This window comes from Methylomicrobium sp. Wu6 (assembly GCF_035916875.1).
Classification (GTDB): Bacteria; Pseudomonadota; Gammaproteobacteria; order Methylococcales; family Methylomonadaceae; genus Methylomicrobium.
This window is the reverse complement of record NZ_JAXUHN010000081.1, coordinates 1-12,778: the sequence shown is the minus strand read 5'-3', so window position 1 is coordinate 12,778 and position 12,778 is coordinate 1. Positions and strand designations below refer to the sequence as shown.

Annotated in this window: 13 protein-coding genes and 1 pseudogene; 4 read left to right on the top strand and 10 right to left on the bottom strand. The window is 52.3% G+C overall.

What is annotated here, in order from left to right; all coding sequences use genetic code 11:
• Positions 1-337: 337 nt before the first annotated feature.
• From U2W12_RS11925 to U2W12_RS11890, 8 genes are all read right to left on the bottom strand, one after another.
• Positions 338-1,231 carry a CPBP family intramembrane glutamic endopeptidase gene (locus U2W12_RS11925; RefSeq protein WP_326500910.1) on the bottom strand — a complete coding sequence of 298 codons (894 nt, stop codon included), beginning with the start codon at positions 1,229-1,231 and terminating at the stop codon, positions 338-340.
• A gap of 97 nt (positions 1,232-1,328) precedes the next feature.
• Entirely contained in the window at positions 1,329-1,520 is a 192-nt protein-coding gene (locus U2W12_RS11920) for a hypothetical protein (protein ID WP_326500909.1), read from the bottom strand.
• Positions 1,510-2,121: a PqiC family protein gene (locus U2W12_RS11915; RefSeq protein ID WP_326500908.1), complete on the bottom strand. Its 612-nt coding sequence runs from the start codon at positions 2,119-2,121 to the stop codon at positions 1,510-1,512. The genes U2W12_RS11920 and U2W12_RS11915 overlap by 11 nt, the downstream gene beginning before the upstream one ends.
• Before the next feature lie 12 nt (positions 2,122-2,133).
• Positions 2,134-3,159 (bottom strand): MlaD family protein, encoded by a 1,026-nt coding sequence (locus U2W12_RS11910; protein ID WP_326500907.1) that lies wholly within the window; start codon positions 3,157-3,159, stop codon positions 2,134-2,136.
• Positions 3,160-3,188: 29 nt separating this feature from the next.
• Positions 3,189-3,944, bottom strand: a complete 756-nt coding sequence (locus U2W12_RS11905) for an ATP-binding cassette domain-containing protein (RefSeq protein WP_326500906.1) — start codon at positions 3,942-3,944, stop codon at positions 3,189-3,191.
• Between the two features lie 19 nt (positions 3,945-3,963).
• Positions 3,964-5,100 carry an ABC transporter permease gene (locus U2W12_RS11900; RefSeq protein ID WP_326500905.1) on the bottom strand — a complete coding sequence of 379 codons (1,137 nt, stop codon included), beginning with the start codon at positions 5,098-5,100 and terminating at the stop codon, positions 3,964-3,966.
• 28 nt (positions 5,101-5,128) lie between these two features.
• The gene (locus U2W12_RS11895; protein WP_326500904.1) at positions 5,129-5,596 is read right to left on the bottom strand and encodes a glycine zipper family protein; all 468 of its coding nucleotides are present in this window, start codon (positions 5,594-5,596) and stop codon (positions 5,129-5,131) included.
• A 256-nt stretch (positions 5,597-5,852) separates the two neighbouring features.
• Positions 5,853-6,419, bottom strand: a complete 567-nt coding sequence (locus tag U2W12_RS11890; RefSeq protein ID WP_326500903.1) for a lipid-binding SYLF domain-containing protein — start codon at positions 6,417-6,419, stop codon at positions 5,853-5,855.
• A gap of 829 nt (positions 6,420-7,248) precedes the next feature.
• Here U2W12_RS11890 and U2W12_RS11885 point away from each other — a divergent pair.
• Positions 7,249-7,533 (top strand): hypothetical protein, encoded by a 285-nt coding sequence (locus U2W12_RS11885; RefSeq protein WP_326500902.1) that lies wholly within the window; start codon positions 7,249-7,251, stop codon positions 7,531-7,533.
• A gap of 37 nt (positions 7,534-7,570) precedes the next feature.
• Here the strand turns inward: U2W12_RS11885 and U2W12_RS11880 are convergent.
• Positions 7,571-7,663 (bottom strand): annotated as a pseudogene (locus tag U2W12_RS11880) (IS5/IS1182 family transposase); the annotation flags it as partial.
• A gap of 315 nt (positions 7,664-7,978) precedes the next feature.
• On the opposite strand from U2W12_RS11880, the gene U2W12_RS11875 reads away from it, so the two are divergent.
• The 3 genes from U2W12_RS11875 (at position 7,979) to U2W12_RS11865 (ending at position 11,980) form a co-directional block, all read left to right on the top strand.
• On the top strand, positions 7,979-8,827 hold the full coding sequence (locus U2W12_RS11875) for a hypothetical protein (protein ID WP_326500901.1): 849 nt from the start codon (positions 7,979-7,981) through the stop codon (positions 8,825-8,827).
• Between the two features lie 155 nt (positions 8,828-8,982).
• On the top strand, positions 8,983-11,637 hold the full coding sequence (locus tag U2W12_RS11870) for a cation-translocating P-type ATPase (RefSeq protein WP_326500900.1): 2,655 nt from the start codon (positions 8,983-8,985) through the stop codon (positions 11,635-11,637).
• A gap of 259 nt (positions 11,638-11,896) precedes the next feature.
• Positions 11,897-11,980 carry a DUF2959 family protein gene (locus tag U2W12_RS11865; protein WP_326500999.1) on the top strand — a complete coding sequence of 28 codons (84 nt, stop codon included), beginning with the start codon at positions 11,897-11,899 and terminating at the stop codon, positions 11,978-11,980.
• 150 nt (positions 11,981-12,130) lie between these two features.
• On the opposite strand, the gene U2W12_RS11860 is transcribed toward U2W12_RS11865, so the two are convergent.
• On the bottom strand, positions 12,131-12,778 hold a 648-nt coding region (locus tag U2W12_RS11860), incomplete at its 5' end, for a hypothetical protein (protein ID WP_326500899.1).

The window sequence follows — 12,778 nt, the reverse complement described above, 5'->3', positions numbered from 1 at the left end:
GTTAGGTTATCTGAAGCGATTCTCATCGGTCATAATCGTCTCGTCTATGTGTTGGCTTAACGATAGAGCGTTCATCCACCCTGATATTGTAACACCAGCGATGGTTGGCTACCTTCGCTGTGTGCAGCAGGGAGCACTTAGCTTCCGCTTAAAGAACAACTCTATTGCTTAGGTTAAGCCTTTTACGCATCTCGGACAAGAGGTTTTCAACTATTGGGGATCGAATCGAAAATAAGTGAATAGCAACAAGTTCATTGGCATTTCTTGAGCTCTCTAAGTCATTGATTTGCTATTCACAGGTTGCAAACGAACTTCTCGCGAAGCACTTATACATTATTTACTGTTTACTGCATTTAGGTTCATTGAATTTTCTGTATGCAAAATAGCCGATCATGGTCAGCATGAGCCATACGGCCACCAAGGGCCCGATGACGCCGTCGTAAGAACTGACCCAATACAGATAATCCGATTGATAATTGAAGTAGAACAGGTTTTTGACCATTTTGATTTGCCACACCCAGGCCGTATGGCAGCCGATGCAGATACCCAAACTGGCATTGGGTCGGATCCTGAGCAGGCATAAGAAAATACCGACCATCAACAAGGCGAAAAAAGCCGAATAGTTGATGGGGTTCAGCAAGTTGCCAAAGGCTTCCCTCAACAGTGTGAAACCGCTCAATACATTCAGTTCCTGCAAGGGAATTTCGGATTGGCTTTTTAAAAAATGCAGTGCCGCGTAATAGCTGGAACTGATTAATACTGCCGCCACGACCGGCAGTTTTCTTTTTAAACCAGCGAACAACAGGCCCCGGAACAAAGGTTCTTCGATCATTGAAATCAATAAAGCCAATCCCAGGGAGGAGCCGATTTTTTGAGCCGCGATACCCAGAGTCCAGTGTTTCGATGGATCGAGAACATGAATGCCGATCCCATACTCGATGATGAATACAGGCGACAACGTCAGCAAACCGAGTGCAAATCCTTGCAGCACCTGCTTGAAAAACAGTTTCTTGGCGACAAAGCCCAGATCTTGACTGTTTAATTTAAGCCAGGCCATCGCCGGCAAGATACCGAGCACTAGCAACAGCTGAGTCGTTTTCGAGATGACTTTACGGAAAGGCAACACGTCGCCCAAGCCCAGCATAATAAAGTAACCCGCGATGCAGGCGATCGCGGAAGCCGCCAGCAAGACCGCCAACGGGACAAAAGCGACAATTACTGATCTAGGCACTGTTTTTCTCCCCTTCCGAAATAGCCTAACAGCTTTGGGACAGGCGACAGGGAGAACAGCACAATATACTCAACTGGCCCAGCGATCGTCGCGAAAATCATGGCGCCAATGACAATATAATCGTGCTATTTGCAGACAACCCGTAACTGGCGATTGCAGCCGCCAAAACATCCATCAGTCGATACGCACGACTCAACGTATACATACGCTCACGATCGATAATCCGATACGGGTGTTGCGAACCCTGAACCGTTTCCTTCATATATTTTTCTTGTTGGTTATTTTCCATTTTCCAGTACCTGCAGGAGCGATGCCGCCAATTCGCGGCTCATCCGATTCAAGCAGTCATTCAGCGCAGCCACCATTATACTATAGTCGGTCGTCGATGCGGGCGTATGGTAAGAGACTTGCCGGTTCAATTGCAATTCTTCACCCCTAAAGATCTGCCATTGCACGGTCAAACCGGCCTGACCTTCGGGATTCACATGGAATTCCAGAATATTCACAGCCACCCGTAGCTGCGCCTGTCTGGCACGGTTAGAGGCATTCACGAGCACGGTATCAACCGGCGCCAGGAGCATAAGATTCTGCGCCAGCACGCGGCTGATATTGTCGTCTAAAGACTCGGCCCAACGATTGATCTCGCTCAATCGATAGGCATTCTTGGCGGATGCAGTCACAATTTGCGGCCGATCGACGTAAGGGGGAATTTTAACCGGCCCAAGCGCAATCAAGGGCTTTGCAGCTACAGCGGACACGCTGCCGGCGCTGGTGTTGATCGGTTCGAGAAGATAGAATTGCGATGGCGGCGTCTTTCCTCCGATACATCCGGTCAGTGACAGAAGCCAACTGGATAACAACAAAAAATAAATATGCCGGTTTGCATGCATAATCAACACCCTCTAGTTATCCTTGCCGGAAATCAAAGACTCCGGGTGGCGTTCCAAATAATCGGTCAACTCTTTGATCGAGCGTGAGGCATCCTTTAGCGAGGCCAGCGTTTCATTTAAAGCCGATTCAGGTCCGATCGCATCGCTTACGTTCGCCATCGACTGCTCCGCCCTGTTTAGGGCGGCCGTCGCCGCCGCTAAGGTCTTGTCGGCAGAAGCCAGAATAGGCTTAATGTCCTGATGCACATCCCGAACCATCGCCCTCGAATCCTCCATCAATAAGTTGGTATTCTGAATGGTCTTGTTCGTATCCTTCAGCATCGGCTCTAGATTCCGGTTCAACGTGCTAACCGTTTTGTCCATCCCCTCCAGGGTTTTGGCCAGAGCCTCCCTCGATTTCTTCACGTCATCCGAGGCTAAGATGGCTTTGATTTCCTTCAGGCTTTCAGCGAAATCCTGGATGATCTGATCAAGCGGCAAAGCACGCAATTTCTTCGCTACCTCTTCAGCTGTATTACGTAGTTCGTCCGTGGTTTTCGGGATGCCAGGAAACTCCACCAGCCCTTTATAATCCAGATTCACAAATACAGGTGGCTTGTCGCGATGCACATCAATATCGACGTACAGCAGGCCGGTCAACAGGCTTTGCGTCTCCAGACGGGCTCGAAACCCTGCTTTTACCAGATTGTCGCGATTCGTCACCTGCTGTGCATGCGTCATCGCTGTCGGAAATTTAATTCCCCCTACACCGGTTAAAGAATTGCGATCGATCTCGACCACGACCGGTTTGTAAGCCTTGATGGTTTTGGGATCGAGCTGTATCGAAATTTCGGTCACTTCTCCAATCTTGACGCCCTGCATTTTGACCGGCGCACCGATGTCCAGGCCATTCAACGACGTATCGAAATAAACCACAAACCGGGCTTTATCGGTATTTAAAAATTGTCCGCCGCCGAACATCAGCACGCCGGTAATCAGCAGCGCCAAAGCGCCAACGGTGAAGGCTCCTATCGCCGTAGGATTTATGGGCTTACTCATAAGAATCATTGCTCCCTTTCCGGCTGGCTTTACGCATGACCTTCGCCTCGAGTTAAGAACTGAATAATTTTGTAATCGGTGGACTCAGCCAAAAGCTTTTTGGGCGAACCGGTCGCCAGCATCGTCTTGGACTCCGAATCAAGAAACACCGAATTGTTGCCGATTGCAAAGATGCTGGCCAATTCGTGAGTCACCACAACTATCGTCGTACCTAGCGTATCGCGCAGACTGATGATCAGATCATCCAAAAGCCGGGCGCTAACCGGATCAAGGCCGGCCGAGGGTTCATCGAAAAACAGGATTTCAGGATCGAGCGCCATCGCCCGCGCCAGACCTGCGCGTTTTTGCATGCCGCCGCTAATTTCGGAAGGATAATAATCCTCGAAACCGGCCAAACCCACCAGCGCGAGCTTGTACGAAGCGATGTCGGCGATTTCGCCACGGCTGAAATCGGTAAACTCGCCGAGCGGCAAGGCCATATTTTCGGCCAAGGTCAGCGAACTGAACAGGGCACCGCTTTGATATAAAACGCCGATACGACGCATCATCTTGACCCGTTCCTTCTCATCGGCATGCCAGAAACTTTGTTGTTTATAAAAGACATCGCCCCTGGCGGGCCGCTGCAGGCCGATCAGGTGCCTGAGCAGAGTGCTTTTGCCGCAGCCGCTGCCACCCATGATGATGAATACGTCGCCACGGTCAATCGTGAAATTCAGATCGCGTTGAATCAGAAAATCGCCGTACGCCATGGTCAAGTCGGTAACCGTGATGTGTGGCGTGATCATGCTTCCTTCCTGGCAGTCATCAAATGCCGAGCCGATTGCAGATCAAGGTAATCACCGAGTCGGCAACCACAATGTAGACAATGCTGTTAACGACCGCGGCGGTTGCGGCATCGCCGACCGCCGAGGCGCTGCGTCCACACTGCATTCCGCGCATGCAGCCGGCCGTCGCGATGAGCACGGCAAACACCAGGCTTTTAAACAAACCGATGCCGAAATCGGTGAGATGCACCGCCTTGCGCGATTCGTTGATATACTGGATCAGGGATACGTCGAAAGCGCTGACCGTGACCGTCGCTCCACCTATGATGCCCATCAAGTCGGCATAGAGACAAAGCAAGGGCAGCATCAGGATTAGCGCCAGCATTCTCGGCAGCACCAGAAATTCCATCGGCGAGATGCCCATGGTTTTTAGCGCGTCGATCTCACTGTTCACATTCATCGTGCCCAATTGCGCGGCATAAGCCGCGCCGGTGCGGCCGGACATGATCACCGCTGTCATCAGCGCGCCCATCTCGCGCACCGTGCCTAAGCCGACCAGATCGGCGATAAAGATCTGCGCGCCGAACATCGCCAGCTGCACCGCGCCGACAAAGGCCAGGATCAGCCCGACCAGCAGACTGATCAGTGTCACGATCGCCAGCGCACCGGGTCCCGCCTCTTGTATGCACAAAAACAGATCGCCGGTTCGAAACCGCGCCCTGCCCCGCATCATCGCGCAACCCGCCAGCAGGATTTCGCCGATAAAGGAGATCAGTCCCTTCGCGTCCGCCAGTCCGTTTAATACCGCCTTGCCGATTTTTGCCAGCACCGGCGTCGGCTGCGCGGTCCGGCGGACGTCGGCGCGTTCCGGCACCGCCCGCGCCAGTTTGAGCAGGCCTTGCACGCCTGCCGGCAGGGCGGACACATCGACCTCGATTTCGTTAATCTGGCAATCATCGAGGATTTTGAGCAGATAGGTCGGCAAGCGGCTGTCCCATTTGCCGAGATCGCTCGCATGCAGGCATAATCGGCTGAACGGCCGTGCATCGGCGAGATCGGCGAGCACGCGCTCTACCGGCTTGATCTTGGCACCCCGAATCCAGTCGCCGCTCAGGCGAATGACCACGATGGAGGCATCGATGCGCGCGAGACTGATCTCGCCCGATAAGTCTTGCATGCCCACAGCCTCCCCAGCGTTGATTAATTTATTGCACGGAATAGCCGCGGCCGGTCAGGCACGCGCCCAAAGCACGATTATAATTGTTCGCGGCATCACTCGATGCAGCGGACGAGCCAGCCCTATTCGCATCGATTTGGCCGAAGCCTCGTTTCAAGCCGCCTGCGGTCGCCCCGATTGCCGCTCCCTTACCCGCATCGCCCGCAATCGCGCCGATTGCAGCTCCCGCAGCGGCGCCACGAAATCCACCTCTCAGCGCCTCCTTGCCAACACCGCCTTGTTGAGTGCTGGGTTGCGAAGCGGCTGCGCCGCTGCTCGGGTCGAATCCACTCTGCTGGACTGCCCACGTGTGACATTCATAACGGTCTTTAGACATCTGGTCCTGCGTTTGCCCCTGCGCCGGATAAACCATTGGGCTTTGCGCAAAAACCGATAAGGACAAAGCCGCCATCAAGCAAGTAGAAATGCTTTTTATCTGTTTTAAATGTGTTTTCATGATGATACCTCATATAAAGCGATTGTAAATTTTTAAGACGTTATAGCGTGGACTTGGAATCTTAAAACAGCCTTTAAATCTCCCTCGTGTTCATTTAACAAAATGCATAAGTTTTGTTACGAATTCGCTTGGCTCGTCCTCCTGACCGGAAGCGAGCCTAATTTACAGTTCCTCTGCCCGAGAAGCTGAATCAGTCATAACCCGCGGAATAACCGCGTATCGTCGGAAGCCCAATTTGCGCTCTATGCCGATTTGCCTACTCCGGATAAATGCGGGTAATTTTGGAACCCTGCAGACCCAGTCCCGCCATTAATCCTTTCTGGCCAAAGATAAATGCATAAACATTGTCTTTCGCAGTCGTGGTAGTTAACGTTTTAGCGACGCCCGCATCGACGACGACAATGCTTGGACCAACGCCGATTTCCCATCCTTCGCTACGGTTGAGATAATCCAATGCGGCAGCGTTCATGAAAAAAAGCGCGTATCCGAAGGACTGTACGCCGGCTTGCAAACCATAGGAAGCCGCGACGCTGTTGTAGTAGCCAGCGGTTCGCCCCCTTACCCGCAAAGCGCCGCCGCGGCCGTATTGCGCGCCCACCATGAAGCCGGCTTTGACGATGGTCGGAAACACCAGAATGCCTTTCGCTTTCCTTGCCAACATTTTGGCGGCGGGATTACTCGCGTAGAGATCCTGCAACGCATAATCGACATCACGGTCGATCTCTGCGGCGGAACCCGAGATTCTTGAACCCCCGCTGGTTTGACAGCCGACAAGAACCAGTAAACTTATTAATAAAATAGCCAACCGATTTTTATTTAACATGATTTATTTTCCTCAATTTTTTTTCAATTGAACATTCTGTAGTGCCTGGCTGCAGCGTCCGCTGACGTTTTTATCATTTTGCTCCAGGCAGACCAACGGCCACCCGTCCCCGGTTTCAACCGAGAAGCAGTATTTCTCAAGATCGTCGCCACACGCGTTAACCGTGTATGCAAGCGCCGCCGAATCGTACAATGCATATCGCAGCACCCGGAAATTTTGTCGCCATAGGCATAAATGCGCGAGAATACGTCCTTCGCCCGGTGCGACATCCTTGCAATAGGCATCCAGTCCGATTTTGCAGCCTTGCGGGAAGGCCTCCGACGTTTGGCGATGCTCTTGCCGCTATTTGCTTCATGCCTTATCGATCGCCCCGCATCAAGTTCTCTTAAGATTAACGGCCTTTAATCTACCGAGAATCTCAACTCGCGGCTATTGGACTTTAGGCTAAGTTTCCTTTAAAAGACAGCGAAGAGAGCCGTCAACCGGCGCCAAATCAGTCGATTAATGCGCAAGGATGCGGCTTAGCCCAGCTTTTTATACTTGCTATGAGGCAATGCTACTCTTGCGCGATGCAGGAGGAGCCGAGTGAGGGGCGTTAAAATTGCCTGGTAGCGATAAAAGCAAATCGCTAACTCTATTTCTCTATATTGTCGGCAAGTCGAAGCCCGTATCATTCAATTGACTTTAATCAACAAAAGCCGCTAACCATGGGGCATTTTGATTGGTGTTTGTTGGGGCGATGTATCAATCTCCCCTGTTTCTAGGTAGAATTGCGCATCATTGATATATAGCAAAGCCAATAAACGCTAAAAGATAGAGGCCCGGGGTTATGACCAAAAACATTTTAATTTGCATGCTGCTTGCCTGCGCGTCGCCAGCGCAGTCCGAAGAAATTACCACGCTGGATAAAGTAGTTGATGTTAGCCTTTATAGGCCAGCGGGTTTCTTAGGCACTGTATTGGGAGCCGGCGCTTTTGTCGTCCTGTCGCCAATGGCGGTCCTAGCCGGGCTATTTCCTCCGCACGACAGTATTTTGGAGCTTGCCGATGACTTAGTGCTTACACCGGCCGAATTTACTTTCAAGAGACCTATTGGCGCTCCATCGGCTAGGTAGCTCGCAATATCAATAGTCGCGTAAATGCTTTTAGCTACGCAAACAGATTTTCAACGACGTGACGATATTTGTAGAGACACCCATCCATTTCATCATTCCCGATAGTTGAATTCTGTTTTCTTGGAATGACACGACACGCTGCCTCCTTTCAAAATGCCATGACGCCGTACGGATGGACTTGTATTTTGACTCCGCTTCCGCTCCAATTTCGTCAAAACACCCGGCCTCTACGGCTACGCGAGGGACGTCGTACGACGATCCACCATCGTCACGCCTCCTATACTCCTTCGTTGACTTTTCGTTAGGCGCTTACCGACACAATTCATGTCCCCTGCGGTTAAATTGATTGGATTGGAATTGCTCCGAATAAAGGATTATCATGCAGAAGCCGATTTTGGTTCCGTCAGACAGCCTGTAATCGTAATTAAAATAGAGAGGAGGGGCTATGAACATCGTCTTAGCGCACGGTATTCTTGGGTTCAATAAAATTGGCCCCGTAAATTATTTCAACGGCGTGAGGGAGCACCTGCAAACGAAGTATAACGCGAATGTATTGGTGACCGATGTCAGCCCAACCGGCAGTATAGAAGACCGCGGCAAGTCGCTGCGCAAACAGATTCTTGATTTCCTTGCTAATAATGCGAACTCGCAAGCGCAAAATCCACCTCAGCAAACGCATATTATCGCCCACAGCATGGGCGGGCTTGATAGCCGCTATATTCTGTCGCCCAATAACCCCGACAATATCGGCGAATTCATCACATCGCTCATCACAGTCGGTACGCCACACCGGGGCTCCCCGATAGCTGATTTGCTCTATCCTTTGGTCGACGGCAGCAGTTCATCTCCTTGTGTCGCGTTTGGAGAATTAACATTCCAGAAATTTCTTGATTTTTTCGGCCAGTCGACGGAAGGTCTGCGTGATTTAACCGCCGCAGTTTTGCAGGATTTCAATAACGTCTATCAGGATAACCCTGATGTACATTATTTCTGGACTGCCGGCATCGGCAGAGAAGACAGACTCTTCAGAACAAGTATACCTTTTTGGGCTGCTTACCAATATATTCATAATACCGGAAAAACGGAAACGGATAGAAAGAACGACGGCGTGGTGCCGCTGTCATCAGCGATATATGGCGAGCAAATCGGCCGTGAGTGGCTGGCCGATCATGCCGATGAAGTTGGGCATGATTTGGATAACCTTCCTTTCGGTTTTCCCAAATCGTTCCCCCATTTGGACAAGTATGATGAAATCATTGACCGTATCTTGCCGCTTGTAAAACCTGAAAGGTAATTAAAAAAACGCGCTTTCGGTACTCTACGAATAGCAACACAGTTAAATTATTAGACTTTCACCATCTTTCAACTGCGTTATACGATAGTATAAGCTGAGGTGCGAAACTCATCGATAGCGAACGACGGGCTTCATTCGTCAGCCAAATACAAGCCATGACAAAGCAAGAAAAAACCCACAAAGACAAGCGCTTCGCCACGCCATGGCATCTTCTCGAACCGTGGCAGGCCGTTGCGTGGCTAAAGGTCGACCCTGAAAAAGGCTTGGACCACGAGGAGTCGCGGCAACGGCTCGAGGATTTCGGACCGAATGTGATCAAGGAGCAACGCCGGCGCGGACCGGTGCGCATGTTGATTGGGCAATTCACCGACTTTATGATTATCGTGCTGATTCTGGCAGGCATCGTATCCGGCGTGGTCGGCGAATTGACCGATACGATCGCGATCGTCGTGATCGTCGTGTTGAATGGGATTATCGGCTTTGTTCAGGAATTTCGCGCGGAACGCGCTGTAGCCGCACTCAAGCGACTCTCCAGCCCGACGACGCAAGTGTTGCGCGATGGAAACATTCAGACCGTGGCGGCGCGTGAACTGGTCCCGGGCGATTTGGTGCTGCTGGAAGCGGGCAACGTCGTGCCCGCCGACCTCAGATTGCTCGACGTAGCTCGGCTCAAGGTTGAGGAAGCGGCGCTGACCGGCGAGTCCCAACCGGTCGAAAAAAGCGGCGCCTTGCTGCGGGAAGTGGAATCTCCTCTCGGCGACCGGCGCAATATGGCTTACAAGGGGACCGTCGCGACCTATGGCCGCGGGCTGGGTATGATCATCGCGACCGGCATGGATACGGAGCTGGGCAAAATCGCGAAGCTGCTTAGCCAGGATCAGGACATCAAAACGCCGTTGCAACAGCGTCTTGCCGAATTCGGCAAGCGCCTGGCACTTTTGGTGCTGACTATCTGCGCGATCATTTTTGCGGTCGGCCTCTTGCGCGGCGAGCATCTGGTGCTGATGTTTATGACCGCCATCAGTCTGGCAGTGGCAGCCATCCCGGAGGCTCTGCCCGCAGTGGCGACGGTGTCCCTAGCCCTAGGCGCTCGGCGTCTGGTGCAAAAAAACACACTGATACGGCGCCTGACCGCGGTGGAAACTCTCGGATCGGTTACCTTTATCTGCTCGGACAAAACAGGCACCCTGACCCAAAACCGGATGCAGGCTGAATCCTTTTATGTCGGTGAACGCATGCGGGAAGGCATCGCTCAGGATTTTCCGCCTCCCCTGCTCCGCGCGCTGGCCCTGAACAACGATGCCCGCCGCGACGAGCGCGGCATCATGGTGGGTGATCCCACCGAAGTGGCCTTGTACGAAGCCGCCGTCCGCGTGGGCTATGACGGCGCGAAATTAGTCAAGACCATGCCGCGCCTGGATGAAATCCCCTTCGACTCCGAACGCAAATTAATGTCTACCCTGCACCGGGACGACGGCGGCTTTGTCGTGTATACCAAAGGGGCGCCGGAAAACCTGCTTCCTTGCTGCGTCGAACGATGGGGCGTTGACGGCCCACAGCCCTTACCCGTGGAAAACATCATGGCTGTGGCCGAACAAATGGCCGCACAGGGACTCAGAGTTCTGGCTCTGGCCTGTCGACGCCTGGCCGAGAGGCCCGCCCCCCACGCCATCGGTTCGCTGGAAAGCCGATTGTGCTTTCTTGGTCTGGTCGGCTTGATAGATCCGCCGCGTCCCGAAGCCCAGGAGGCGGTGGAACTATGCCGCAGTGCAGGCATAGTGCCGGTCATGATTACCGGCGATCATCCTGCCACGGCAAAAGCCATTGCCCTTCGGCTCGGCATCGCAGAGGATGACTCCGAGGTGTTGACCGGGCGGGATCTGGCCAATATGAGCCAGGAGGAATTCGAACGGCGAGTGGAGTCGGTCCGCGTCTACGCACGCGTGGCACCGGAACAAAAGATCAAGATCGTCCGGACGCTTCAGGACAGGGGCGAATTCGTAGCGATGACCGGAGACGGAGTAAATGACGCGCCTGCACTGGGCACCGCCAATATCGGAATATCGATGGGAAAAATCGGCACCGACGTGGCGAGGGAAGCCTCGCACATGGTCCTGATGGATGACAATTTCGCCACCATCGTGACGGCGGTCCGCGAAGGACGGCGTATCTTCGATAATATTCGCAAATTCATCAAATACACCATGACCTGCAATTCGGCGGAAATCTGGACGTTGTTTCTGGCGCCTTTTCTCGGCCTGCCGATTCCCTTGCTGCCGATTCATATCCTCTGGATTAACCTGGTGACCGACGGCTTGCCGGGATTGGCCCTGGCGGTGGAACCGGAAGAACAGGGCATCATGCAACGGCCGCCGCGCCCTCCCCAGCAAAGCATTTTCGCGCAAGGGATGTGGCAGCACATTCTATGGATCGGTCTGCTGATGGCAGGAGTCTCCCTGTTTTCCCAAGGTTGGGCCTACTTTACCGGCTCCGCGCACTGGCAGAGCATGGTCTTCACAGTGCTGTCCCTGTCTCAGATGGGGCACGTGCTGGCGGTTCGCTCGGAATGGGACTCTCTGTTTCGGCAAGGCATATTGTCCAACATGCCGCTTTTTGGCGCGGTGATGCTGACATTCGTCCTGCAAATGGCGGTGTTGTATGTGCCCGCCTTGCAGCCCATCTTCAAAACCGAGGCCTTGAGCCTGAACGAGTTGCTGTTCTGTCTGACGCTGTCTTCGGTGGTATTTCTGATCGTAGAAATCGAAAAATGGCTGCGCCGCCAGGGCTTGCTTTATCGCAATAGCCAATAAACTTGAGTAATCAAAATGATAGTGCCGCTATAAAACGGAGCGATGCGGCGGGCCAAAAAACGAAGCCTGTTCTAAAGGGTGATTTCAAGAAAAACAATATCCTTCATTCGCAAGTCTCATTGTATCTGATGAACCGCCCGGTGCGGACCCGCATGTCGAGTGGTGTGGGGCGGGTGGCAGCGCTTTTCTGCCCACCATTAGCATTGTAAAAAACCGTTCCGCGTGGGCATAAAGCGTGCGCCCACGCTACCAGTCTTGGATGATGTTTATGAAGTATAATCTCAATGCCCAAGCCATTGCCCCTCTGAAAACCGAATTAGGTTCAATAAAAACTGATGTTTAAAACCTGATTGCTGCCATGGAAAAGTCCATTAATGAAGCCAATGCTTTTATCAAAACGATGGAAAAGTAAAAAAACGTCCCCATTTTTGATACCTGGGCTTGCAAGTGTTTATAACTCACTTTTTTAGATTCAATGGGGCAAAGAACCCCCTTAAAGTTGGTTCAAAAAGGTCACCCTATTTTTGTATGTGAACCTTCGCATGATATCTTGACCATTCGCTGAGGCACTGACCCGGCCTTTGGCCGTGATGGTAACTTTTCCGGGCACGAGCTTGTTCTTGGGTATTTTGGGTTGAGATAGGGTAAAGCGTATGTCAGAGAAGTTGATGCCGTCAATAGATATGCCTTTTTCAGTTGCCATTTCCTTAAGCTGGTTCGTCCACATGCGCATAAATTCTGACTGGCCCGCGTCATCCAAATCTAAAAATAGCTTCTTTCCATTGATAAGCTTCCAATGACCGGTATAAACATAAGTTTGTGGCGATTCCACTTCGGTAAGCGTAAAGGTTCCATCGTCATTGAATAGCATGGTCGAATCGTTCGCGCCTGACCTGGAGCCGAGCCGGCTGACAGTCATTTTTGTCTTGCTGTTGGTGCTCCACCTGGTGCCAAAAAGATCGTTACTCTCATTGGTATTAGCCGCGTTAATTTTCACGGACGTTCCGTTGTCATGCTGTACGCGCATCACGCCAGTTACCGGATCGAAAGTCCAGCCCGGCTGCGCCAAGTCCGTGCGTTGGCTGAGCAGTTGACCGTCAATCAACACGCTGGATGGCACAAAGGCAACCCGTAATACTTC